This is a genomic window from Ideonella sp. (assembly GCF_041914305.1).
Taxonomy (GTDB): Bacteria; Pseudomonadota; Gammaproteobacteria; order Burkholderiales; family Burkholderiaceae_C; genus Ideonella.
In genome coordinates this window covers 230,957-253,815 of sequence record NZ_JAYSDQ010000003.1, presented here as the reverse complement: position 1 = coordinate 253,815, position 22,859 = coordinate 230,957, and the positions used below count along the sequence as shown (strand labels likewise).

The following is a 22,859-nucleotide window of genomic DNA, read 5'->3' as shown; positions in this document are numbered from 1 at the left end:
GGGGCCGACCTCACCTGGCTGGCCAGGTCTGTCATCCAACTGGCCGACATACAGCGGCGCGCCGTGCCCCTACCGTGTGCGCACCAGGCCAGTGAACTGCACGGCCTCTAGCTACCAGGGAGCACCGATGCACAACGCCCCGGCCAACTGGCCGTCCGTGGGTCAAGACCTTCACATGGAGACGCGTGCGCTGATCAACGGCCAGTGGCGCAGCGCCAGCGATGGCAAGACCTTCGCCAAGCACAGCCCGATCGACGGCAGCCTGCTGACGCACGTGACGGCCTGCAGCCCGAGCGATGTCGACGACGCCGTGCAGGCGGCGCGCTCGGCGTTCGAGCGTGGTGCCTGGTCGGGCTTGAGCCCGAGCGAGCGCAAGGCCACGCTGAAGAGGCTGGCCGAGCTGGTTCGGGTGAACGTGAACGAACTGGCCCTGCTCGACACGCTCGACATGGGCAAGCCGCTGACAGAGAGCATCGAAGACGCGCAGGATTCAGCCGCCTGCATCGACTGGTATGCCGAGGCCATCGACAAGCGCAACGACGAGGTCCTGCCCCTTGCGCCCCACCTGCTGGGCTTGGCCACGCGCGAGCCGGTGGGCGTGGTGGCCGCGGTGGTGCCGTGGAACTACCCGCTGCAGATGGCGGTGTGGAAGGTGGCGCCGGCGCTCGCCACTGGCAACAGCGTGCTGCTCAAGCCTTCGAGCAAATCGCCGCTGTCCGCCCTGAAGCTCGGGCAGCTGTGCCGCGCGGCGGGTGTACCGGATGGGGTGTTCCAGGTGCTGCCCGGGCCGGCCGCCATCGGCGAGCAGCTCGGCCGGCACATGGACGTCGACTGCATCGTCTTCACGGGCTCCACCAAGGTGGGCAAGGCCATCCAGCGCTACAGCGCCGAGTCCAACCTCAAGCGCACCTGGCTCGAGCTGGGGGGCAAGTCGCCGCTGATCATCTTTGCCGATTGCCCGGACCTGGACGCCGCCGCCGAGAACGCCGCGGGCTCGATCTTCGGCAACCAGGGCGAAGTGTGCTCGGCGGCCTCGCGCCTGTTCGTGCACGCGTCGATCGCCGATGCCTTCATCCCCAAGCTGGTCGACGCCGCGCAAGACCACGTGCCCGGCAACCCGCTCGACCCGAGCACCACCATGGGCGCGCTGGTGGACGAGCCCCACCTCGAGACCGTGCATCGCCATGTCGAGCGTGGCCTTCGCGACGGCGCGATGCTGCTGTGCGGCGGCCGGCGCGCGCGCGTGGGCCGTGGCGGCTCGTACTACGAGCCCACGATCCTGCTCTGCCCTCACGGCGACATGGCGGTGGTGAGGGAAGAGATCTTCGGCCCCGTGCTCACCGTGCAGACCTTCATCGACACGGACGAGGTCATTCGCCAGGCCAACGACAGCCCCTACGGGTTGGCTGCGGGCCTGTGGACCAGCAGCCTCGGCACCGCCCACGCGGTGGCCCGCCGGCTTCGCGCCGGCACCGTGTTCGTCAACGGGTGGGACGAAGGCGGCGACGACTACTGCGTGCCGTTCGGTGGCTACAAGCAATCGGGCAATGGCCGCGACAAGTCGCTGCACGCGCTGGACAAATACACCGAAATCAAAGCCACCGTGTTTCGGCACACCTTGGCCTCTTAGGGAGAAACCGCCGTGTTCTTTTTCTATACCCACCGGTAGGAGACACCTCAGATGAAACGTCGTCAATTGATGCAGCTGGCGGGCAGCGCCGCCGTGGCAGCCTCTGCGGTCGCGATGCCTGGCGCGGCCAAGGCTGCGGCCCGGCAGAACGTGCTGATCATCGGCGCCGGCATGGCCGGGCTGCGGGCCGGCCAAGTGCTCAAGGCCAACGGCCACAACGTGACCATCCTGGAAGGGCGCAACCGCATTGGCGGGCGCTGCTACACCAGCCACCAATGGGCCGACCTGCCGATGGACCTCGGCGCCCACTGGATCCACGAATCGGGCAGCGGCAACCCACTCACGCCGATCGCCAAGGCCCTCGGCCTGCGGCTGGTTTCCGACTCGTACAACAGCAACACCAACTACCTCGCCGGCAGCGGGCAGATGACCAGCTCGCAGGTGACCTACTTCAACAAGATCGGCGACAAGGTCGAGACGGCGATGGGCAACGCCTCGGACTCGAACACCGAGATGTCGCTGATGCAGTACACCAAGAGCAAGATCGGCTACAACAACATGAACGCCTACGACAAGCGGCTGTCCGACTACTGGATGCGCGAGCTGGGCGGCTATGAATATGCCGGCGACACTGCCGAACTCTCGGCGTGGTACTGGGACACCGGCAAGGAGTTTCCCGGGCCCGAGGTCTACATGCCCGACACCGGCTACGAGCCGATCATCACCTACCTGGCGCAAGGGCAGGACATTCGCCTCAACCAGATCGTGAGCAAGGTGGCCTACACCAACAGCGGCGTCACGGTGACCACCAACGCCGGCACCTTCACCGGCGACCGGGTGATCGTCACCGTGCCGCTCGGGGTGCTGAAGAAGAACAAGATCACCTTCAGCCCCGCACTGCCCAGTGCCAAGCAGACGGCCATCAACAAGCTGGGCATGGGCACCGGGGTGCTCGACAAGGTGGTCCTGCGCTTCCCCTATGTCTTCTGGCCCACCACCGACTGGCTCGCCTACGTGCCGTCATCCACCGAGCTCGGCAAGTTCCACGACTGGTTCAACCCCTCGCCCGGCCTGCACGGCATGCCGGTGATCATCGGCTTCACCGCCGGCTTCTACGGGCAGCAGACCGAAAGCCTCACCAACCAGCAGACCGTGGACACGGCGATGGCCGTGCTGCGCGACATGTTCGGCAACGACATCCCGGACCCGGTGGACTACCAGCTCACCCGCTGGGACCAGGATCCGTTCAGCTATGGCTCCTACTCCTTCTACGCCGTGGGCTCGACCCGGGCGATGATCGATTCATTGGCCACCGGCGTGTCCAACCGCTTGTTCTTCGCCGGCGAGCACACCAACCGCGACTACCCTCAGACCACGCACGGGGCCTATCTGACCGGCGAACGCGCCGCCAACCAGATCATGGCGCTGTAGTGCACGGCCGCGCCGAGCTGGGGTCGGCGCGGCCCTCAATCCCACTTCTATCCCACCCACCGCCGCACCGGGCCGCGCTTCAGCGGCGCGGCCGGCCGGTGTCGTCGAGCATCGTCAGGCTGACCTGGCCGGATGCCTGCCGGTGTGCGGCATCCCAGCGCAGCGTGAAGCCGCCGAGGTCGGTGCCACCGAGTGATTCCAGCGCGCCCATCAGCGCGCTGCGCGTGGCGCTGCGCTGCATGCGCCGCAAGGCCTGCACGGTGGCCAGGCCGGCGATCCACCCTTCCAATGACACGTATTCGGGCGTGCCGCCGGCCGCGCGCAATTGCTGCTGGTAGCTCGCCACCACCGGTTTCGAGGCATCGAACGGCGAAGGCACGACCTGCGTGACGCACAAGCCCGCCACACGTGTGCCGAGCAACGGGCCGATCGCCGCCGCGCTCGACAAGCTGGTGGCGTAGCAGGGGCCGGCGAACCCCGCGTCGCGCAGGGCCCTGAGCAGCGCGGCGGTCGTGGCATAGGCCGAAAGACACACCAGCGCCTGCGGATGGGCGGCGGCCAGCACCTCGGCGGCCGCCCGGATGTCGCGCGAGCCGAGTTCGACGTTGCCGGTGGAATTGCGGCCGAGCTTGGCCATGGCGGTCGGCAGCGGCATGCCTTGCGCATGCATGGCCTCGAGCAGCGCCAGCACCCCGGCGGCGCCATCGGCATCGTCTTGCTGCAGCACCGCCACACGCGCGATGCCCAAGGTCTGCATCGCCTGGGCGATCAGCCGGGTTTCCGCGGCCAGGCCGGGGCGCAGATGGAACAGGGCGCGTGGCGGGCTGCGGCGCAGGCTTTCGGCGCCGGTGAGCGGCGCAATGAAGGGCAGCCCGGCGCTCACCGCCAGCGGCAGGCAGCGGTTGACGCTTTCGGCACCCACGTAGCCGATCAGGGCGAATACGTTTTCGACTTCGAGCAGGTCGCGCGTGTTGGCGAGGGCCGCCTCGGGCTCGTAGCGGTCGTCGTAGCTGACCAGCTCGATCCACCGGCCCTCCACGCCCCCTTGGGCATTGGCGAAGCCGAAGGCCAGCCGCAGGCCGCGTTGGTACTCGATGCCCAGCTCCTGCGCGGGGCCGCTCAGCGGCACCGACTGGCCCAGGCGGATGTTGTTCTGCCCGGCGGCATGCGACAGATTCGAAAGGCTGGCAGCGACCGCCGTCGCCGCCGTGCCGGTCAAGAATCGGCGGCGCTCGGCATGACCTTGTCGCATGGCGCTGCGGCAGGCGCTAGAACGCCACGACCATCGATGCGCCCAGCAGGGCGTTGGTCTTCTTGTGGCGGCCGTCCTTCACCTCCAGGAAGACGGCGCGGTCGGCGCCGTCCAGGCGGTACTCGAACTTCAGCGTCGTCGCCTGGTCGAAAGCGTACTTCATGCCCAGGCTCACGGCATAGCGGTTGGCGCCCTTGTCGACGTTGCCCGAGAGGTCGGGGCCCAGGCCGTTGCGGTCGTCGTTGCCGTAGATCGGTGCGCCCGTCGTCTTGTCGACGCTGGTGTAGCCGTTGTAGGTGAACAGGCCGCCGCCGTTCTTGTCGTTGTTGATGTAGTCGGCGCGCACCAGGCCCTGCAGGCGCGGCGTGAAGAGATAACCGGCCAGGCCCGACAGGCCCACCCACTGGGCATCGCGCCATCGGCCATCGGCTGCCGGCGTGATCGCGCCGTCTTGTTGCCTGCCGGCGCTGATCTGGCCTTGCAGCGTCCAGTCACCGCGGATGAAGTAGCCGTCGGCTTCGGCCATCACGGCCATGGTGTTGCCGCCGGTGTTGAAGTTGGGCGACTTGCCGACCAGGCTGGCGAAGCCCCAGCCGCCGAATTCGCCCTTGGCATAGTCGACCCGCAAGACCCAGACCGGCGACTTTTCATGGTCCTGGCGGATCGCCGCGTTGACGTTGGCGATCGCCGTGCGCACCCACCACTGGCCGTCCTTCAGATCCAGGCCCACGCCCGTGTAGCTGACCGGCAGCGTGAAGTCGAACAGCAGGTTGTGCGTGGTGAACGGGTTCAGTGTCGGCTGCTGGTACTCGTAGCCGGACCAGTCGGGCATCTGGCCGGCGATCAGGCGCGTCTGCAGGCTGCCCAGCGGCACCGAGACGCTGGCCTCCTGGACGATGCTCAGGCCGTCGATGGCCGCGCCGGCGCCGCGGTTGGGCGTCAGCGTCAGGTGCCACAGCGTGCCGCCCTCGGTCTCTTTCAGCAGGTCGAGCGAGACCGAGCCCATGAACGACGTGTCGTAGTTGTAGCCGTCCGCCTGCTGGTTCAAGAACTGGAAGCCGGCGCGGTCACGGCGCTGGTTGTAGATGAACACCGGCTCCATGAAGCCGGTGATCTTCAGCCCCTTGTAGCCCTGGCTCTCGAGCTGGTCCTCCAGCGCCTCGGTCTTGACCGAGAGGCGGTTGAACTCCTGCACCTGCTCGGGCGTCATGCCCCATCGGGGCTCGGCCGGTTTGGGCGGCGTGGCGACCTTCTGCTCCAGTTCCTCGACGCGGGCGCGCAGCGCCTTCAGCTCCTTGAGCAAGGCCTCGTTGCTCTGGGCCTGGGCGCCGGGCGCGGCAAAGGCGGCAGCGAGGGCCGCGGACAGGGCAGTCGATCGAACGTACTTCATGGGGTCTCCAGGTGAAGGGCTTCAGCGCTGGTCTCGTTGGGCGGCGCTGATCTCGGCGGCACGCCGGCGCTCGGCGCGGGCGACGATGAGGCTGGCGACCGTGACGCAGAGGGCGACGACGACGATCGTCACGGTGGCCACCGCGTTGATGCTGCTGGAGCTCAAGCCCAGGCGGGCCCGCGAGAAGATGACCAGTGGCAGCGTCGTGGCGCCCGGGCCCGAGAGAAAGGCCGAGGTCACCACGTCGTCCAGCGAGAGGCTGAAGGTCAGCAGCCAGGCCGAGGCGAGCGACTGGGCGATCATCGGCAGCGTGACCAGGCAGAACACCGCCCAGGGCCTGGCGCCGAGATCCATGGCCGCTTCTTCGAGCTGGGGGTTCAGCTCCTGCAGGCGAGCCGAGATGACCACCGCGCCATAGGCCAGGCCGAGCACCATGTGGCCCAGCAGGATCGTCATGAAGCCGCGTTCGGGCAGGCCCACGGCCTTCTGGATCGCCACCAGCATCAACAGCAGCGACAGGCCCTGGATCACCTCGGGCATCACCAGCGGTGCGTTGACCATGCCCGAGAAGAAGGTGCGGGCGAAGAAGCGCTTGTACTTGACCAGCGCGAACGCGGCCATCGTGCCGAACACGACCGACAGCGTGGCCGACCAGAACGCGATCTTCAGTGACAGCCACAGGCCCGAGAGAATCTCGCCGTCGTTGGCCAGCTTGACGTAGAGCTCGAGCGTGAAGCCGCCCCAGACCGTGGGCAGTGGCGACTTGTTGAACGAATAGACGATCAGCGTGAGCATCGGGAGGTAGAGGAACAGAAAGCCCCCCACCAGCCAGCCCCTGCCGAAGCCGGACGCGAACCGCCCGCTGAAGACTGCGCGGCTCACGACGCAAGCTCCCGCGCTTCGGCCTGGTACTTGTTGAAGACCGCCAGTGGCACGACGATCAGCATGATCAGCACCACCGCCACGGTCGAGGCCATCGGCCAGTCGTTGTTGCTGAAGAACTCGTCCCAGATCACGCGGCCGATCATCAGCGTCTGCGGGCCGCCCAGCAGCTCGGGGATCACGAACTCGCCGATGCAGGGGATGAACACCAGCATCGAGCCGGCGATGACCCCAGCCTTGGACAGCGGCACCGTCACCCGCCAGAAGGTGGCCCACGGCGTGGCGCCGAGGTCGGCCGCGGCTTCGAGCAAGCGCAGGTCCATCTTGGCCAGGTGGGCATACAGCGGCAGGATCATGAACGGCACATAGGTGTAGGTCATGCCCACCAGCAGCGAGAAGGGCGTGTGCATGTACAGGCCCGCCGCGTCGATCAGCCCGGCCCACTGCAAGACGGTGTCGATGTGCAGCGCGGTGAGCAGGCTGGCCACCCAGCCGCCTTCGTCGAGCAGGCCCTTCCAGGCATAGACGCGCAGCAGGAACGAGGTCCAGAACGGCAGCATCACCATCATCAGCAGCGTCGGCTGCAGCGTGGCACGCGAGCGGGCCATGAAATAGGCGAACGGGTAGCCGATGAACAGGCAGCAGGCGGTCGTGATCGCGGCGTACTTGACGCTCGAGGCGTAGGCCTTGAAGTACAGGTCGTCGGAGACGATGAAGACGTAGTTGGCGTACTTCAGTGCCAGCTTGACCGTGCCCTCGGCGACGGTCGCCACGTCGTGCACCGTGACGGCGCCCATCTCGGACACCGAGTACTTGAGCACGATCAGGAACGGCGCGAAGAAGAACGCCAGCAACCAGGCGAAGGGGATGCCGACCACCACGGCGCGGCCGCCTCTGAAGCGGGGCTTCGACACGGCTCGACTCATTGGGTCAACACGACCTGCGTCGCATCCGTCCATTGGGCCCACACGGTGTCGCCCCAGGTGAAATCGTGCTCGCGGTGGCGCGCGGTATTGGCCTGGCTCACGGCCATCAGCAGACCGCTGCCGAGCTTGATGCGGTAGACCGTGAAGCTGCCGAAGTACGACAGCTCTTGCACCGTGCCGCGGGCCTTGTTGAATTCGCCCGCCGGCTCGCTGGGGCTCAGGTGGATCTTCTCGGGGCGCAGCGCCATGGCCACCGGCATGCCCGCCGTGCCGGTGATGCCGTGGCCCACGTAATGCCGGCAGTCCGCGCACTCGACCACCACGTGATCAGGCTCGTCGACGGCGAGCGTGCCTTCCATCAGGTTCACGTTGCCGATGAAGTCGGCCACGAAGCGGGTCGCGGGCGTCTCGTAGATCGCCTTCGGCGCGCCCACCTGCACGAAGCGGCCTTCGCTCATCACGGCGATGCGCGTGGCCATCGTCATCGCCTCTTCCTGGTCGTGGGTCACCATCACGCAGGTCACGCCGACCTGCTCGATGATGTTGACCAGCTCGATCTGGGTTTCCTCGCGCAGCTTCTTGTCGAGTGCCGCGAGCGGCTCGTCGAGCAGCAGCATCTGCGGCTGCTTGGCCAGGCTGCGCGCCAGCGCCACGCGCTGCTGCTGGCCGCCCGAGAGCTGGTGCGGCTTGCGCTTGGCGTACCGGCCCAGCTGCACCAGCTTGAGCATCGCCTCGACACGCGCCGCCACCTGCTCGGCAGGCAGCCCATCGCGCCGCAGGCCGAAGGCGATGTTGTCCCACACCGTGAGGTGCGGGAACAGCGCGTACGACTGGAACATCATGTTCAGCGGGCGTTCGTAGGGCGGCATGCCCGCGAGATCCACGCCGTTCAGCACGATCCGGCCGGAGGTGGGCGTCTCGAAGCCCGCGAGCATGCGCAGCAGCGTGGTCTTGCCGCAGCCGGACGAGCCCAGCAGCGCAAAGATCTCGCCCTTTGCGATGTCGAGGTTCACATGGTTGACGGCCTTGTAGCCGCCGAAGTCCTTCACCACGTCCTGGATCTGAAGGAACTTCGCGTTGTCGTTCATAGTTGCCCCACGCTCGCTCTGGTCGCTGCCCCCAGGATCACGAAGAGATCCTTCAGCTCTCTGGGGCTCGCGCAGCGGACCGGCCAAGCCGGATCCGCGCACGCCACTTGGTTTTTAGAGTCCGGTCTTGAACGAGGTGTAGACGCGGTTCTGTTGACGCCGGATCTCGTTGTTCAACTGGTCGGAGGCGCCCTTCATCTTGGCCAGGTTGTCTTCCGACAGGAACACCGTCGGGTTGTTGGCGACCTCGGGTCTGACGAACTTCTTCGAGGCGCCGTAGGTCGGGTTCGCGTAGAAGACCTTGTTGGTCAGCGAGGCGCTGACCTCAGGCCGCAGGATGTAGTTGATCCACTTGTACGCGTTGCCGGGGTGGGGCGCGTCGGCGGGAATGGCCATCGTGTCGAAGAACAGCAGGCCGCCGTTCTTGGGCAGCAGCGCTTGCAGCTTCTGGCCGTTCTTGCTGTCGATCGCCCGCTGTCGCGCGATGTTGATGTCGCCCGACCAGCCGAGCGCCACGCAGATCGAGCCGCTGGCCATGTCGTTGATGTAGCCGGACGAGCTGAACAGCGTCACGTACGGGCGGATCGCCTTCAGCAGGCCGGCTGCCGCGGCGTAGTCGGCCGGGTTCTTCGAGATGCGTTCGCGGCCCAGGTAGTGCATCGCAGCGGGCACCACTTCGTCGGCCGAATCGAGGAACGACACGCCGCAAGACTTCAGCTTGCTGATGTACTCGGGCTTGAAGACGAGGTCCCACGCGTTGTCGGGCAGCGGGCCGCCGATGGCCGCCTTGACCTTGTCGACGTTGATGCCGATCGTCGTGTAGCCCCACAGCCAGTCGACCAGGTACTTGTTGCCCGGGTCGATCTTGCCGAGCTGCGCGTTGATGCCGGGGTCGACGTTCTTCAGGTTCGGGATCTGCGCTTTGTCGAGCTCCAACAGCAGGCCGCCGAAGATCTGCAGCGCGCCCCAGTTCGACGACGGCACGATGATGTCGTAGCCCGTCTTGCCCGCCACCATCTTGGCGTGCAGGATCTCGTTGTTGTCGAAGTTGTCGTAGCGGACCTTGATGCCGGTCTCTTTCTCGAAGTTCTGGATCGTGTCGTCGGCGATGTAGTCGGACCAGTTGTAGATGTTCAGGACCTTCTCTTCCTCCTGAGCCTGCGCAGGGCTGCTCAAGATGGCCAGCAGCGTGGTGGCAAAGAGCGTCATGCCCGAGCGGGCGGACGGGAGTTTCATCTGGGTATCTCCGTGGTGCGATGGCCGGTGCCTCACGGTAAAGGCGCGGCGCGGCGCTGTATGTCGGCCCGCTGGAGGACAGACGGGGTAGCGCTGGTGGCGACGGTCGGCCCGCAGGGCGCGGCGGGCGGATCACGGTGCGTTGCAGTGCCTCACCGATGGCGCCAGCGGCCTCAGGCCGTCGACACGGCCGAGGCACGGGGGCTCATCGATGGGCCGGTCAGGCCGGGTGCGGCTGCGGATGGGACAGCGAGTTCATCTCGGCGCGCCAGGCGGCGATGTCGCTCAGCGTGACGGGGCCGTCGCCGCAAGCGTCTTCGAGCCGGGGCCGCCAGCCGCGGCGCTGGCCCAGGTCGGGGCCGATGGCGATCGCGTCGTCGATGATCGCGTCGGCGAAGTAGCGGCTGAGCGGCACCAGCACCGGCACCTCGGCGGCGCGCGCCGCAGCCACGCCGCCGGGCGAGTCCTCGATCGCCACCGTCTCCAGCGGCGACAGGCGCAGCGCCGCCAGCGCGGCGAGATAGGCCTGCGGGTCGGGCTTCTTGTGCTGCACGTCTTCACCGCAGACGGTGACCTCGAAGCCGGCCGCCCAGCGCGGGCCGAAGGCTTGGGTCAGCAGCGCGTCGAGGTTGCTGCGGCTGGTGGTGGTGACGATCCCCTGGCGCACGCCGGCCGCGCGGGCCTCGGCGATCAAGCCGGCCACGCCGGGGCGCAAGGGCAGGGCGCCGCTGTGCACGATGTCGGCGTAGAAGCGGTTCTTCAGTGCATGCAGCTCGCGCGCCAGCGCCTCGCGCTGCGCGGGCGGCACCGGCGCATCGGTGCGGCCGGCCATGTCGTGCAGCAGGCGCTCGCGGCCGCCGGTGACGCGCAGCAGCTCGCCATAGCGCGACTCGCTCCAGCACCAGGGCAGGCCCAGCGCCTCGAAGGCGAGGTTGAAGGCGACGCGATGGCCGTCGCGCTCGGTTTCGGCGAGCGTGCCGTCCACGTCCCAGAGCAAGGCTTTCAGGTCTTGCATGCCGTTGTCTCCAGCGGGCTCGCGCGGCGCTGCGCCAGCGCGTGCGCGGCCACTTCGAGCAGGTTGCAAAAGATGCGCTGCGGCTGCGCGTCTTCGATCGGCTGCCCGGCGTTGTAGCCATACGGCACGGCCCAGGCGGCAACGCCGGCGTTGCGCGCGGCCTGCACGTCGAGCGCCGAGTCGCCCACGTGGGCCATGCGCGCGGTGTCCACACGCAGCTCGAGGGCGACGCGCGTCAACACGCCCGCATGCGGCTTCTTGTGCTCGTAGCTGTCGCCACCGACGACGAGGTCGAAATACGCGTCGAGCCGCGTGGCTTGCAGCACGCGCGTCAGGTGGCGCAGCTCTTTGTTGCTGACGCAGGCGAGCTTGACGCCGGCGTGCTTCAACTGCACGAGCGCGGCGCGCGCGCCGCTGTAGGGCGCAGCCGAGCTGCCGGCGGTCTGTGCGTAGTGCCTGTCGAGGCTGGCGAGCACCGCGTCGACATCGGTGCGGTCGGCCAGCGCCGGTTGGTCGAGAAAGGCGCGGGCGAGCAGCTTGAGCATCAGCTCGCGTGTGCCGGCGCCGATCAGCAGCGTGATCTCGTGCACCGGCCGGCGGGCGATGCCGTGGTCTTGCAGCGCGCGGTTGGCGGCCTCGGCGATCTCGGCGGCCGAGTCGACGAGCGTGCCGTCGAGGTCGAAGCTGATGAGGTCGTAGGCCATCACATGCAGCCCTGGTCGATCAGCGCCGTCTTCGGCGCGGCGGCATGGGCTTGCACGAGATCGGCCAGCGCCTCGGCGGTGAGGCCGAAGTGCGTGGCCAGTGCCGCCAGCGGAGCCGATTCGCCGAAGCAGTCGATCCCCAGCGCGGCGGCGCAACCGTATTGCCCCCACCAGCGCGTGACGCCGGCCTCGACGCCGATGCGCGGCAGCCCGCGGCCGAGCACGGCCTCGCGCCACGCGGCCTCTTGCCGGTCGAACACCGTGCTCGACGGCAGCGAGACCACGCGCACCGGCATGCCGCGCGCATCGAGCAGGCGCTGCGCCTCGATCGCCAGCGCCACCTCGGAGCCGGTGGCGAGGATCACCGCGCGCGCCCCGGGCCGGTCAGTCAGCACATAGCCGCCGCGGCGCATGGCCGGCACCTGCCCGGGTTCGCGCGCCTGCGCGGGCAGCGCCTGGCGCGACAGCAGCAGCGCCGAGGGGCGCTGGCGCTGCGCGAGGGCTTCGGTCCAGGCGATCGCCGTTTCGGCCGCGTCGCAGGGGCGCCAGACGTCGAGGTTGGGGATCAGGCGCAGGCTGGCCGCGTGCTCGACGGGCTGGTGCGTCGGGCCGTCTTCGCCCAGGCCGATCGAGTCGTGGGTGAAGACGTGCACCACGCGCAGCTTCATCAACGCCGCCATGCGCAGCGCGTTGCGGCTGTAGTCGCTGAAGGTGAGGAAGGTGCCGCCATAGGGCACGAAGCCGCCATGCAGCGCGAGGCCGTTCATGATCGCCGCCATGCCGAACTCGCGCACGCCGTAGTGCACGTGGCGGCCACCCCCTTGCAGCTGACCCGCCTTGACGGCGCCGCTGCCGGGGAAATCGGTGAGGTTCGAGCCGGTCAGGTCGGCGGAGCCGCCGAGCAGCTCGGGGCAGGTCGGCGCGAGCCTCGCCAGCACCTGCTGCGAGGCCTTGCGCGTGGCCACCGGCGCTGTGGACGCGGCGAACTCGGTGATTGCGCCGAACACCGCTTCGGCATGGTCGTGCGGCAGCTCGCCGGCCAGGCGCCGCTGCAGCTCGGCCGCCAGCGCCGGGTGCGCGGTACGGTAGGCCGTCATGCGGGCGCGCCAGTCGGCGTGCGCCTCGGCGCCGCGCCGGCGGGCGTCCCAGGCCGACGCGATCTCGGGCGGGATCTCGAACGGCGCATGCGGCCAGCCGATCGCTGCGCGCGTGGCCTGCACCTCGTCGGCGCCGAGCGGCTCGCCGTGGGCCTTGGCCGTGCCGGCGCGCGCGGGTGAGCCGCGGCCGATCGTCGTGCGGCAGGCGATCAGCGTCGGCTTGCCCACCGAGCGTTTCGCCTCGGTGATGGCCGCGTCCAACGCGTCGACGTCGTGCCCGTCGATCGGGCCGATCACGTTCCAGCCATAGGCCGCGAAGCGCCGCGGCGTGTCGTCGGCGAACCAGCCGGCGACCGGGCCGTCGATCGAGATGCCGTTGTCGTCGTACAGCGCGATCAGCTTGCCCAGGCCCCAGGTGCCGGCCAGCGAGCAGGACTCGTGGCTGATGCCTTCCATCAGGCAGCCGTCGCCGAGGAAGACGAAGGTGTGGTGGTCGACGATGGCGTGGCCGGGCCGGTTGAACTCGGCGGCGAGCAGCTTCTCGGCCAGCGCCATGCCCACCGCGTTGGCCAGGCCCTGACCGAGCGGGCCGGTGGTGGTCTCGACGCCGGGGGTGACGCCAAGCTCTGGATGCCCCGGCGTGCGGCTGTGAAGTTGGCGAAAGCGCTTCAGTTCGTCCAGCGGCAGCGCGTAGCCGCTCAGGTGCAGCAGCGCATAGAGCAGCATCGACGCATGGCCGTTGCTGAGCACGAAGCGGTCGCGGCCGGGCCACGCGGGGTCGGCCGGGTCGTGGCGCAGGTGGCGATGCCACAGCGCCACCGCCATCTCGGCCATGCCCATCGGCGCGCCGGGGTGGCCGGAGTTGGCGGCCTGCACCGCATCGATCGCCAGCGCGCGCAGCGCATTGGCCAGCGGGTCGAAGCGGCCGCTGTCAGGCCGCAGCACGCGTTCGGTGGAATCAAAACTCATGGGCAGCTCCAGGGAGGGAAGGCGCTCCGCAGGAGCCGCCGCAATTCAAGTGGCGTGCGCGGATCCGGCTTTGCCGGGCCGCTGCGCGAGCCCCCTCGGGGGGCAGCGACCGGAAGGGAGCGTGGGGGCTCACAGTGCTTGTGCACGCTGGCGCCGCTCGATCATTCGCCAGATGAAGGGCGTGAAGATCAGCTGCATCGCCAGGTCCATCTTGCCGCCCGGCACCACCACGGTGTTGGCCCGGCTCATCCACGAGTTGTCGATCATGTTGAGCAGGTAGGGAAAGTCGATGCCCTTCGGGTTCGCGAAGCGGATCACGCAGATGCTCTCGTCGGGCGAGGGGATGTCGCGCGCGATGAAGGGGTTGCTGGTGTCGACCACCGGCACGCGCTGGAAGTTGACGTGGGTGTGGGTGAACTGCGGGCAGATGTAGTTCACGTAGTCGGGCATGCGGCGCAGGATGGTGTCGGTCACCGCCTCGGCCGAATAGCCGCGCACGTTCTTGTCGCGCCAGAGCTTCTGGATCCACTCGAGGTTGACCACCGGCACCACGCCGATCAGCAGGTCGGGGTGGCGCGCGATGTTCACCTCGGGCGTGACCACCGCGCCGTGCAGGCCTTCGTAGAAGAGCATGTCGGTGCCCTCGGGCAGCGCATGCCAGGGCGTGAAGGTGCCCGGCTCCTGCTTGAACGGCGCCGCCTCGACCGGGTCGTGCAGGTATTTGCGCGTGGTGCCGGTGCCCGTTTCGCCGTAGCTGCGAAACAGCTGCTCGAGCTCGGCGAAGAGGTTGTTCTCGGGGCCGAAGTGGCTGAAGTGGCCGTTGCCCGCTTTCTCGGCCTCGGCCTGGCGGGCGCGCATCTCTTTGCGGTCGAAGCGGTGAAAGCTGTCGCCCTCGACGATCGCGGCCTTCACGCCTTCGCGGCGGAAGATGTTGTCGAAGGTGCGCGTGACTGAGGAGGTGCCCGCGCCCGACGAGCCGGTGATGGCGATGATGGGGTGTCGTTCTGACATGGCCGCTCCTTCAGTCTCTGAACAGGCTGCGCGCGGCAAACAGCGGCACTTCGGCCTCGCGCGTGGCCGGCTCGTGGTGGTAGCGCTCGATGCGCTCCACTTCGTGCTTCGAGCCGAAGACCAGCCCGATGCGCTGGTGCAGCGCGCCCGGCTTGACGCCCAGCAGCGGCTGGCGCCCGGTGCTCGCCCGGCCGCCCGCCTGCTCGATCAGCAAGCCGATCGGGTTGGCTTCGTAGAGCAGGCGCAGGCGCCCGGGTTTGGCCGGGTCTTTCGTGTCGCGCGGGTACATGAAGACGCCGCCGCGCATCAGGATGCGGTGCGCCTCGGCCACGAGGCTGGCAATCCAGCGCATGTTGAAGTCCTTGCCGCGCGGGCCCACCGCGCCGGCCAGGCATTCGTCGACATAGCGCTTGACCGGCGGCTCCCAGAAGCGGCTGTTCGAGCTGTTGATGGCGAACTCGCGCGTGTCGGCCGGCACCTGGATGTGGGGGTGCGTGAGCACGAACTCGCCCAGGTTGGGGTCGAGCGTGAAGCCGGCGACGCCGTCGCCCACGCTCAGCACCAGCATCGTGACCGGGCCGTAGAGCGCGTAGCCCGCGGCCACCTGCGCCGCACCGGGCTGCAGGAAATCGGCCTCGACCACGTCGCGCCCCGTGTCGACCAACTCGGCCGGCGCGCGCAGGATCGAGAAGATGCTGCCCACCGACACGTTGACGTCGATGTTCGACGAGCCGTCGAGCGGGTCGAAGGCCAGCAGGTACTTGCCGCGCGGGTGGGCAGCGGGGATCTGGCGCGGCTCGTCCATCTCTTCCGAGGCCATGCCGGCCAGGTGGCCGCTCCACTCGTTCATGCGCAGAAACAGCTCGTTGCTGGTCACGTCGAGCGGCTTCTGTTCTTCGCCCTGCACGTTGACGCTGGCCGTGGCCGGCGCCTGCGCCAGCCGGCCCTGCGCGACGATGCGGGCGATGGCCTTGCAGGCCAGCGAGACGTCGAGGATCAGCGCGTTCAGGTCGCCGCTGGCCTGTGGGAAGCGGCGGCGCTGCTCGATCAGGTAGCGGGTCAGTGTCCAGCGGTGGGTGGCAGGCATGGGGTCTCCTCGTGTGGGTGTCTTGTCGTTGTTCAGGCGGCGGGTGCCGCGAAGACGCGGCTGGCGCGGATGTCGGCCGGCGCGATGGTGCTCAGGTCGTCGCGCGTCAGCGCGCGCTCGCGGTCGGCGAACAGGCGGCTGGCCTGGCGCAGGCGGGCGCGGTCGAGCGCGTTGCGCACGCTGCGCGCGTTGGCGAAATGCGGCTGCACCACGCGGCGCGCCAGGTAGTCGTCGAAGGCCTCGCGCGCGCCGTCGCCGAAGCGGTAGTTCAGGCCGGCCAACATCTGGTCGGCGATCTGCAGCAGCTCGCCGTGCGCGTAGTCGGGGAAGTCGATGTGGTGCGCGATGCGCGAGGCCATGCCGGGGTTGGACTGGAAGAAGGTGTCCATCCGGTTCTTGTAGCCGGCGAGGATCACCACCAGGTCGTCGCGCTGGTTTTCCATCACCTGCAGCAAGATCTCGATCGCCTCCTGGCCGTAGTCGCGCTCGTTCTCGGGCCGGTAGAGGTAGTAGGCCTCGTCGATGAAGAGCACGCCGCCCATCGCCTTTTTCAGCACCTCGCGCGTCTTCGGCGCGGTGTGGCCGATGTACTGGCCGACGAGGTCGTCACGCGTCACCGCCACCAGGTGGCCTTTGCGCACGTAGCCCAGGCGGTGCAGGATCTCGGCCATGCGCAGCGCAACGGTGGTCTTGCCGGTGCCGGGGTTGCCGGTGAAGCACATGTGCAAGCTCGGGGATTGAGCGGCCAGGCCCAGGTTCAAGCGCAGCTTGTCGATCACCAGCAGCGCGGCGATGTCGCGGATGCGTTGCTTCACCGGCGCGAGGCCGACGAGGTCGCGCTCGAGCTCGTCGAGCACCGGCTCGACCTGGCTGCTCGCGAGCACCTCGGCGACGGTTCGCTCTGCCGCGGCGGGCGCGGCCGGAGCGGATGGCGCAGCCGGCAGCGGCGCGGGTGCTGCGCTGCCTGGGATGGCGTAGAGCGGCTGGCCCATCGCAGGTTCCTTCAGGCGCGCTGGCCCTCGGGCCTGTCGGTGGCGTACGAATGCACCGTGTAGCGCATCGTGCGGCCCGGGCCTTCCTGCCGCACCAGGCCGAAGCCGGGTTCGTCGGCGGGGCGGTTGACGATGAAGCTCATCGCGATCGACTCGACGCCACGCGTCGAATCGAAGGCCATCAGGCGGATGTAGTGGTTGGGGAACGCCGCGCGGCAGGCGTTCAGCTCCATCAGCACGCCGGCGGCATCGCGCAGCTCGAACATCGGCATCCCGTACATCTCCCAGAAGGTGTTGCGCGGGTGCGGGTCGTCGGTGTATTCGATGCTCCAGGCGTAGCCCTTGGCCAGGCCATACTCGACCTGCAGCGCGATCTCGGCGTCGGTGAGATCGGGCAGGAAGCTGAACTGGCCTTGCGTGATGTGGCCGGTGGGGTTGGTCATCATGGCTTGGTGCTCCGTTGAGGGTTTGTCTCTTGCTGCCGTTCGCGCTTGCCGAGATCGCCGGGTGACTGGCTCCGCTCATGTCCCCCGTCAGCGGCCCAAGGGCCGCTGCCTCCTCCTAATACTTCGCTGCGCCAGTCACCCGGCACTCTCGGCCCGTCACCGCTTCTGCACTGCTTGCCTTCAACAGCCACGCCGGTGGCCGGTCGAGGGGACAGGGGGCTTCGCGCAGCGAAGTATTAGGAGGAGCCGAGCGCCCTCAGGCGGTCGGCGGGGGACATGAGCGGAGCGAAGCCCCCTGGCGCCTCGACACGCTCACGCCGCCGCATGTATTCGCCGCATGTATTCCTAGGCCGCCACTCCCGGCGTCACCGCGAAGTCCGAGGTGTCGGTCGAGGCGTAGTTGAACGACACGTCCTTCCACGTCTCCAGTGCCTGCTTCAAGGGCGTGCAGAACTGCGCCGCCTTCTGCAGGATCTCGGGGCCCTCGGCCTTGATGTCGCGGCCTTCGTTGCGCGCCTTGACCATGCACTCCAGCGCCACGCGGTTGGCCACCGCGCCGGCCTGGATGCCGGCCGGGTGGCCGATCGTGCCGCCGCCGAACTGCAGGATCACGTCGTCGCCGAACAGGTCGATCAGCTGGTGCATCTGGCCGGCGTGGATGCCGCCCGAGGCCACCGGCATCACCTTCTTGGTGTCGGCCCAGTCCATGTCGAAGAACAGGCCGCGCGGCAGGTCCTGCCTGGTGAAGCTGTCGCGGCAGACGTTGTAGTAGCCCTGCACCGTCATCGGGTCGCCTTCGAGCTTGCCCACTGCGGTGCCGGTGTGCAGGTGGTCGCAGCCGGCCAGGCGCAGCCATTTGGCCATCACGCGAAAGCTCACGCCGTGGTTCTTCTGCCGCGTGTAGGTGCCGTGGCCCGCGCGGTGCATGTGCATCACCATGTCGTGCTTGCGGCACCAGTGGGCCATGCTCTGGATCGCCGTCCAGCCGATCACCAGGTCGACCATCACCACCACCGAGCCCAGCTCCTTGGCGAACTCGGCGCGCTCGTACATGTCTTCCATCGTCGCGGCGGTGATGTTCAGGTACGAGCCCTTGACCTCGCCGGTGGCCGCACTGGCCTTGTTGACGCCGTCCATCACGTAGAGGAAGCGGTCGCGCCAGTGCATGAAGGGCTGCGAGTTGATGTTCTCGTCGTCCTTCATGAAGTCCAGGCCGCCCTTCAGGCCCTCGTAGACCACGCGGCCGTAGTTGCGGCCCGACAGGCCCAGCTTGGGCTTGGTGGTGGCGCCCAGCAGCGGGCGGCCGAACTTGTCGAGCCGCTCTCGCTCGACGACGAGGCCGGTCGGCGGGCCCTTGAAGGTCTTCACGTAGGCCACCGGGATGCGGATGTCCTCCAGCCGGGCGGCCTTGAGCGGCTTGAACGAGAACACGTTGCCGATCAGGCTGGCCGTCATGTTGGCGATCGAGCCCTCTTCGAAGAGAACGAGGTCGTAGGCCACCCAGGCGAAGAACTGGCCCGGCTGCCCCGGCACCGGCTCGACCTTGTAGGCCTTGGCGCGGTAGCTGTCGCAGGCAGTGAGGCGGTCGGTCCAGACCACCGTCCAGGTGGCGGTGCTCGATTCGCCGGCCACGGCGGCGGCCGCCTCGATCGGGTCCACGCCCTCCTGCGGCGTGATGCGAAACAGGCACAACACGTCGGTCTCGCGCGGCTGGTAGTCGGCGTCCCAGTAGCCCATCTGGCGGTACTTGAGCACCCCGGCCGAATAGCGCTGGCGGGTGTCGGTGATCTGCGTGGCCTCGCGAGCGAGGTCGCGGGCGACAGGCATGTCCACGGGCATGTTCACGGCGGCTCCTTGGTGGTCGGCTGGCGCCGGGTGGGGCGCGGTGAACCCACTCTAGGAAGCTTCATGATTAAATGGAATTAAGAAATTATTCGCTGACGATTAAGTGAAGCCTTAATGAACGTCACTTTCCGCCAATTGCGCGTGTTCACCGAGGTGGCCCGCCACCTCAACTTCGCCCGCGCCGCCGAGGCGCTGCACCTCACGCCGCCGGCGGTGACGATGCAGGTGAAAGAGCTGGAGGCGCAGATCGAGCTGCCGCTGTTCGCCCGCGAAGGCCGCAAGGTGTCGCTCACCACCGCGGGTGAGTACTTCCTGGTCTACGCCAAGCGGCTGCTCGCGACGCTGAAAGAGGCCGACGATGCGATGGCGCGGTTTCGCCGCGTCGAGGCCGGCCTGCTGCAGGTGGGGCTGGTCAGCACCGCGAAGTACTTCGTGCCGCAACTGCTGGCGCGCTTTCGCGAGGAGCACCCGGCGGTCGAGCTGAAGCTCTCGGTGTGCCAGAACCGCGAAGAGCTGGTGGCGATGCTGCAGGCCGGCGAATGCGATCTCGCGATCATGGGCCGGCCGCCGAGAGAGTTCGCCACGCGTGCCGAGCCCTTCGCGGCGCACCCGCAGGTGTTCGTGGCGCCACCGGGGCACCCGTTGCTGGGTTTGCAGGGCGTGCCGGCCTCGGCGCTGCAGGCGTACCCGTTCATCGTGCGTGAGCCGGGCTCGGGCACACGCGCCGGGATGGAAGCCTTCTTTCGCGAGCACCGCGTGCACCCGCACGTGGCCATGCAGATGCCGAGCAACGAGACCATCAAGCAAGCCGTGATGGCCGGCATGGGGCTGGCCTACCTCTCGCTGCACACGCTGGGGCTGGAGCTGCGCGCCGGCGTGCTCGGCCTGATCGATGTAGAGGGCTCGCCGGTGCTGCGCACGTGGAACGTGGTGCACCTGCCGTCGAAGGTGCTGTCGCCGGCTGCAGAAGCCTTTCGCTATTTCATGCTGGAGCGGGGCGAGGCATTCTTGTCTGCCCACGATGCGCCGCTGTTCAAGGCGCGCGGCGCGTCGACCACCGCCGGCGCCATCGCCAACGGCGGCGAGCCTGCCGCGGCGAGCGGGCCCCGGCGTGATGCCTGACGCTGCGGGGCGGTACTTGCGCGGAAGCGGCCTCGGAGATGATCGAACATCAGACCACGCGCATCGAGCCCAAGCGCCGGCGAGGATCGGTTCATACTGGGCGGGCCACCACCTCGTCGTGGCGGCATGCGCCGGATCGAATGTCAGGCTCGAACCAAGGAAGCGTCAGCCATGAGCAGCTACCTGATCATCAAGGCCCGTACCGCACCGGGCGGCCAGCTCACCGAGGCGGTGATGCGGCAGATGGAGTTGGCGCCCGATGGCGACAAGGTGCTCGGGCTGATGGACGAGCAGCACTGGGGCGCGGCCAGCATCGCGAACCTGATCGCCTGTGGCCATTCGGTCTATGTGGGCGTGCAGGACCACCACGGTGACTGGATCTACGGCGACGAGGTGCGCGTGGTCGGCCCGCACGCCGAGTTGCAGAGCGTCGACGACGAGGGGCTGCGGACCTATTCGCTCGCCAAGGTGCCGCCGATGGCCTGAGAGCCTGAGAGGCTTTCAGGCAGGCTCGCTCGTCACGGTGGCCCTTGGGGCTGCGTGCCTTTGAGGTGCACGCCCTTCAGGGCAGGTGTGCAGCTCGAAGGTTAGCGTTGGCCAGGGCCAGCGCAACGGCCAACTGGCCGACTGTTGCCCGGCGCTCACCGCGCCCGGGTCGTTGGCTCAAAGCCAATACCAGAAGCTTCGCAACCAGCGGGGAACCTGCACGGGGCGGGCGGGGCGGTAGGTGCTGCGGAAGGCGGGTTGCATAGCGAGCCACTTGAGTGCTGTATGGACATACAGTATATCGACCAGGGCTGCCGTTGCAAGAGGGGCGAAGCCTGGGCGCCAGCGCGGCACGGTGCAGCCTGTTCCTTCAGCTTGGCAGTCTGTCGCAGCCTGCGCGACGCGAATCGGCGTGGTGGCCAGACTGGGCGCTCGATTCAAGCCAAGGAGAGATCCCATGCCCCGTCTTGTTTTGGCGCTGACCGCTCTGGCGCTGTTGCCGCTGGGCGCCGCCCACGCCGCACCGGGTGACCTGGCTGCGGCGTCCGCCGGGGCTTCGGCCACGTCGAGGCCGCAAATCCAGGTCACCGCCCATGCGCAGGGCATCGGCAGCGCCGAGTTCGCGGCGATACGCGGTGAATATCGCTTGGCCGATGGCCGCCGCCTGATGGTCGAAGGGCCGCGCCACCGGCCAGTGGTGGCCTTGAATGACCAGGCGCCGGTCGGGCTGGTCGCGCTGGGCCCGAATCGCTACGTCAGCGCCGATGGCGCGATGCAGCTGGTGTTCAACGCCCACGCCAACGGCAATGTCGACGCCGTAACCCTGACGCTGCAAACCGGCACTCACTGAGCGTCCGTCGCGATCGCGGTGTAGGGCGGACGGGTTGGCGGCATCGGCGAGGCTGGTGCCGTGTGGCCCTATCCACCGTTTTGGACACGCACGCCGCGATGCGAAGGAAGCCCGATGAAATTGCGCCCCAGCCTGATGCCGATGATGTTGATCCTGGCCATGGCGTCTGCCACGACACACGCCGCCGGTGGCGGCGGGGGAGGGGGCGGCGGCAGTGGCCGCAGCAGCGCCAACACCGACCCCGACTACAACAACGCCGTCAGCGCCATCCAGGACAAGCGCTTCGAGCAGGCGATCCCGCTGCTGCAGCGCTACGTGGCGCGCACGCCCGACGATGCGAACGGCGAGAACTGGCTGGCCTATGCCTACCGCAAGTCTGGCCAGCTGGACCCGGCGTTCGAGCACTACGCCAAGGCCTTGAAGATCGACCCCAACCACCGCGGCGCACACGAATATGTCGGCGAGGCCTACCTGATGGTGGGCAACCTGGCGAAGGCCGAAGAGCACCTGAAGATCCTCGACAAGCTGTGCCTTCTGCCCTGCGAGGAATACAGCGACCTGAAGACGGCGGTGGCGGCCTACCGCACCAACCAGGGCCTGTCGATGGCCAAGCCGTGATCGCCAGGGTAGGCCGGGCGGTTGGCCGACCGGTTTACCGTTCTTTACCGGGCCGGCAAACGCTTCTGACATGGCCCGCCGACCATGCCTCTCATCGACACGAGAGACCTGGAAGGAGCCGTGATGAAGCAAACCACCCTGCCGACCGCCTGGCGCTATATCGCCGCAGGGTTGGCGCTGTCGGCCGCCGCTGCGTTCGGCATCGTCAACCTGGCCTCGGCCCATGGCCGCCCCGACTCGCCGCCGCCGGCCGGCATGCAGCGCGGCCCGGGCTTCGGCATGCCCGGCATGGGCCTGCCGCTGGCCGGCCCGATGATGGACCGCATGCTCGACGAGCTGCAGGCCACGCCCGCCCAGCGCGAGCAGCTGCAGAAGATCGCCCAATCGGCCCAGGCCGACCTGAAGGCGCCTGGCGCGGCGGCGCGTGCCGACCACGCCCGGATGGTCGAACTGTTCGGCCAGCCGACGCTCGACCCCGCCGCGATCGAAGCGCTGCGCAAGCAGATGCTGGCCCGGCACGACCAGGTCACCAAGCGGATGAACGTGGCGATGCTCGACGCGGCCCAGGTGCTGACGCCCGAGCAGCGCCAGCAGATGGCCGCGCAAATGAAGCAGCATGCCGAGCGCCGCGCCGAGCACCACGCCGAACGCATGGGTGCCGGCGCCCCCGCCGATGCGCCCGCGCAGTGATCACGAAGGCCCTGTCATGACGTATGCTTTGACGACGGTGCGCGCGCCGCGCGCCGCGCGTGAAGGGGCCCCCGGCGCCTTCTCCGCCCCCG

At 68.4% G+C, this 22,859-nt stretch carries 21 protein-coding genes; 7 read left to right on the top strand and 14 right to left on the bottom strand.

What is annotated here, in order from left to right; genetic code table 11:
* Positions 1–127: 127 nt before the first annotated feature.
* Both ACE3SG_RS05860 and ACE3SG_RS05855 read left to right on the top strand, forming a co-directional pair.
* Complete coding sequence (locus ACE3SG_RS05860) at positions 128–1,630, top strand: aldehyde dehydrogenase family protein (protein ID WP_374563087.1); 1,503 nt, start codon at positions 128–130, stop codon at positions 1,628–1,630.
* A 51-nt stretch (positions 1,631–1,681) separates the two neighbouring features.
* Positions 1,682–3,061 (top strand): flavin monoamine oxidase family protein, encoded by a 1,380-nt coding sequence (locus ACE3SG_RS05855; RefSeq protein ID WP_374563085.1) that lies wholly within the window; start codon positions 1,682–1,684, stop codon positions 3,059–3,061.
* Between the two features lie 79 nt (positions 3,062–3,140).
* Here the strand turns inward: ACE3SG_RS05855 and ACE3SG_RS05850 are convergent, their stop codons facing one another.
* The 14 genes from ACE3SG_RS05850 to ACE3SG_RS05785 all read right to left on the bottom strand — a co-directional run bounded on the left by ACE3SG_RS05850 (position 3,141) and on the right by ACE3SG_RS05785 (position 18,983).
* Positions 3,141–4,313 carry an ABC transporter substrate-binding protein gene (locus ACE3SG_RS05850; protein ID WP_374563083.1) on the bottom strand — a complete coding sequence of 391 codons (1,173 nt, stop codon included), beginning with the start codon at positions 4,311–4,313 and terminating at the stop codon, positions 3,141–3,143.
* A gap of 16 nt (positions 4,314–4,329) precedes the next feature.
* Complete coding sequence (locus tag ACE3SG_RS05845; RefSeq protein ID WP_374563081.1) at positions 4,330–5,703, bottom strand: DUF3138 family protein; 1,374 nt, start codon at positions 5,701–5,703, stop codon at positions 4,330–4,332.
* A 21-nt stretch (positions 5,704–5,724) separates the two neighbouring features.
* On the bottom strand, positions 5,725–6,585 hold the full coding sequence (locus ACE3SG_RS05840) for an ABC transporter permease (RefSeq protein WP_374563079.1): 861 nt from the start codon (positions 6,583–6,585) through the stop codon (positions 5,725–5,727).
* On the bottom strand, positions 6,582–7,511 hold the full coding sequence (locus ACE3SG_RS05835; RefSeq protein ID WP_374563078.1) for an ABC transporter permease: 930 nt from the start codon (positions 7,509–7,511) through the stop codon (positions 6,582–6,584). The genes ACE3SG_RS05840 and ACE3SG_RS05835 overlap by 4 nt, the downstream gene beginning before the upstream one ends.
* Entirely contained in the window at positions 7,508–8,599 is a 1,092-nt protein-coding gene (locus ACE3SG_RS05830) for an ABC transporter ATP-binding protein (RefSeq protein ID WP_374563076.1), read from the bottom strand. Before ACE3SG_RS05830 ends, ACE3SG_RS05835 begins: the two co-directional genes overlap by 4 nt.
* 114 nt (positions 8,600–8,713) lie before the next feature.
* Positions 8,714–9,808 carry a polyamine ABC transporter substrate-binding protein gene (locus tag ACE3SG_RS05825; RefSeq protein ID WP_374563336.1) on the bottom strand — a complete coding sequence of 365 codons (1,095 nt, stop codon included), beginning with the start codon at positions 9,806–9,808 and terminating at the stop codon, positions 8,714–8,716.
* Between the two features lie 247 nt (positions 9,809–10,055).
* Complete coding sequence (locus tag ACE3SG_RS05820) at positions 10,056–10,850, bottom strand: HAD-IA family hydrolase (protein ID WP_374563074.1); 795 nt, start codon at positions 10,848–10,850, stop codon at positions 10,056–10,058.
* A complete protein-coding gene (locus tag ACE3SG_RS05815; protein WP_374563072.1) occupies positions 10,838–11,554 on the bottom strand; it encodes an HAD-IA family hydrolase in 717 nt (238 codons plus the stop codon). Before ACE3SG_RS05815 ends, ACE3SG_RS05820 begins: the two co-directional genes overlap by 13 nt.
* Positions 11,554–13,620: a transketolase gene (gene tkt, locus ACE3SG_RS05810; protein WP_374563070.1), complete on the bottom strand. Its 2,067-nt coding sequence runs from the start codon at positions 13,618–13,620 to the stop codon at positions 11,554–11,556. Before tkt ends, ACE3SG_RS05815 begins: the two co-directional genes overlap by 1 nt.
* A gap of 129 nt (positions 13,621–13,749) precedes the next feature.
* Positions 13,750–14,631 carry a phosphoribulokinase gene (locus ACE3SG_RS05805; RefSeq protein ID WP_374563068.1) on the bottom strand — a complete coding sequence of 294 codons (882 nt, stop codon included), beginning with the start codon at positions 14,629–14,631 and terminating at the stop codon, positions 13,750–13,752.
* A 10-nt stretch (positions 14,632–14,641) separates the two neighbouring features.
* Positions 14,642–15,718: a class 1 fructose-bisphosphatase gene (locus ACE3SG_RS05800; protein ID WP_374563066.1), complete on the bottom strand. Its 1,077-nt coding sequence runs from the start codon at positions 15,716–15,718 to the stop codon at positions 14,642–14,644.
* A gap of 32 nt (positions 15,719–15,750) precedes the next feature.
* Complete coding sequence (gene cbbX, locus ACE3SG_RS05795) at positions 15,751–16,710, bottom strand: CbbX protein (protein WP_374563064.1); 960 nt, start codon at positions 16,708–16,710, stop codon at positions 15,751–15,753.
* 11 nt (positions 16,711–16,721) lie between these two features.
* Positions 16,722–17,156, bottom strand: a complete 435-nt coding sequence (locus tag ACE3SG_RS05790; RefSeq protein ID WP_374563062.1) for a ribulose bisphosphate carboxylase small subunit — start codon at positions 17,154–17,156, stop codon at positions 16,722–16,724.
* Positions 17,157–17,501: 345 nt separating this feature from the next.
* Positions 17,502–18,983 (bottom strand): form I ribulose bisphosphate carboxylase large subunit, encoded by a 1,482-nt coding sequence (locus ACE3SG_RS05785; RefSeq protein ID WP_374563334.1) that lies wholly within the window; start codon positions 18,981–18,983, stop codon positions 17,502–17,504.
* A gap of 132 nt (positions 18,984–19,115) precedes the next feature.
* Between ACE3SG_RS05785 and ACE3SG_RS05780 the strand changes: the two genes are divergently transcribed.
* The 5 genes from ACE3SG_RS05780 to ACE3SG_RS05760 all read left to right on the top strand — a co-directional run bounded on the left by ACE3SG_RS05780 (position 19,116) and on the right by ACE3SG_RS05760 (position 22,767).
* Positions 19,116–20,123 (top strand): LysR substrate-binding domain-containing protein, encoded by a 1,008-nt coding sequence (locus tag ACE3SG_RS05780; RefSeq protein ID WP_374563061.1) that lies wholly within the window; start codon positions 19,116–19,118, stop codon positions 20,121–20,123.
* 171 nt (positions 20,124–20,294) lie between these two features.
* The gene (locus tag ACE3SG_RS05775; protein ID WP_374563059.1) at positions 20,295–20,609 is read left to right on the top strand and encodes a hypothetical protein; all 315 of its coding nucleotides are present in this window, start codon (positions 20,295–20,297) and stop codon (positions 20,607–20,609) included.
* 457 nt (positions 20,610–21,066) lie between these two features.
* Positions 21,067–21,459 carry a hypothetical protein gene (locus ACE3SG_RS05770; protein WP_374563058.1) on the top strand — a complete coding sequence of 131 codons (393 nt, stop codon included), beginning with the start codon at positions 21,067–21,069 and terminating at the stop codon, positions 21,457–21,459.
* Positions 21,460–21,573: 114 nt separating this feature from the next.
* Positions 21,574–22,077 carry a tetratricopeptide repeat protein gene (locus ACE3SG_RS05765; protein ID WP_374563056.1) on the top strand — a complete coding sequence of 168 codons (504 nt, stop codon included), beginning with the start codon at positions 21,574–21,576 and terminating at the stop codon, positions 22,075–22,077.
* A gap of 123 nt (positions 22,078–22,200) precedes the next feature.
* Entirely contained in the window at positions 22,201–22,767 is a 567-nt protein-coding gene (locus ACE3SG_RS05760; RefSeq protein ID WP_374563054.1) for a Spy/CpxP family protein refolding chaperone, read from the top strand.
* Positions 22,768–22,859: the final 92 nt, after the last annotated feature.

Bases quoted from the DNA above. Each gene is read 5' to 3' on its own strand.
- ACE3SG_RS05855 (WP_374563085.1), top strand. From the start codon at position 1,682: ATGAAACGTCGTCAATTGATGCAGCTGGCGGGCAGCGCCGCCGTGGCA.
- ACE3SG_RS05820 (WP_374563074.1), bottom strand. From the start codon at position 10,850: ATGCAAGACCTGAAAGCCTTGCTCTGGGACGTGGACGGCACGCTCGCC.
- ACE3SG_RS05770 (WP_374563058.1), top strand. From the start codon at position 21,067: ATGCCCCGTCTTGTTTTGGCGCTGACCGCTCTGGCGCTGTTGCCGCTG.
- ACE3SG_RS05760 (WP_374563054.1), top strand. From the start codon at position 22,201: ATGAAGCAAACCACCCTGCCGACCGCCTGGCGCTATATCGCCGCAGGG.
- ACE3SG_RS05815 (WP_374563072.1), bottom strand. From the start codon at position 11,554: ATGGCCTACGACCTCATCAGCTTCGACCTCGACGGCACGCTCGTCGAC.
- ACE3SG_RS05830 (WP_374563076.1), bottom strand. From the start codon at position 8,599: ATGAACGACAACGCGAAGTTCCTTCAGATCCAGGACGTGGTGAAGGAC.
- ACE3SG_RS05800 (WP_374563066.1), bottom strand. From the start codon at position 15,718: ATGCCTGCCACCCACCGCTGGACACTGACCCGCTACCTGATCGAGCAG.
- ACE3SG_RS05785 (WP_374563334.1), bottom strand. From the start codon at position 18,983: ATGCCTGTCGCCCGCGACCTCGCTCGCGAGGCCACGCAGATCACCGAC.
- ACE3SG_RS05835 (WP_374563078.1), bottom strand. From the start codon at position 7,511: ATGAGTCGAGCCGTGTCGAAGCCCCGCTTCAGAGGCGGCCGCGCCGTG.
- ACE3SG_RS05775 (WP_374563059.1), top strand. From the start codon at position 20,295: ATGAGCAGCTACCTGATCATCAAGGCCCGTACCGCACCGGGCGGCCAG.
- tkt (WP_374563070.1), bottom strand. From the start codon at position 13,620: ATGAGTTTTGATTCCACCGAACGCGTGCTGCGGCCTGACAGCGGCCGC.
- ACE3SG_RS05860 (WP_374563087.1), top strand. From the start codon at position 128: ATGCACAACGCCCCGGCCAACTGGCCGTCCGTGGGTCAAGACCTTCAC.
- ACE3SG_RS05765 (WP_374563056.1), top strand. From the start codon at position 21,574: ATGAAATTGCGCCCCAGCCTGATGCCGATGATGTTGATCCTGGCCATG.
- ACE3SG_RS05825 (WP_374563336.1), bottom strand. From the start codon at position 9,808: ATGACGCTCTTTGCCACCACGCTGCTGGCCATCTTGAGCAGCCCTGCG.
- ACE3SG_RS05790 (WP_374563062.1), bottom strand. From the start codon at position 17,156: ATGATGACCAACCCCACCGGCCACATCACGCAAGGCCAGTTCAGCTTC.
- ACE3SG_RS05845 (WP_374563081.1), bottom strand. From the start codon at position 5,703: ATGAAGTACGTTCGATCGACTGCCCTGTCCGCGGCCCTCGCTGCCGCC.
- cbbX (WP_374563064.1), bottom strand. From the start codon at position 16,710: ATGGGCCAGCCGCTCTACGCCATCCCAGGCAGCGCAGCACCCGCGCCG.
- ACE3SG_RS05780 (WP_374563061.1), top strand. From the start codon at position 19,116: ATGAACGTCACTTTCCGCCAATTGCGCGTGTTCACCGAGGTGGCCCGC.
- ACE3SG_RS05850 (WP_374563083.1), bottom strand. From the start codon at position 4,313: ATGCGACAAGGTCATGCCGAGCGCCGCCGATTCTTGACCGGCACGGCG.
- ACE3SG_RS05805 (WP_374563068.1), bottom strand. From the start codon at position 14,631: ATGTCAGAACGACACCCCATCATCGCCATCACCGGCTCGTCGGGCGCG.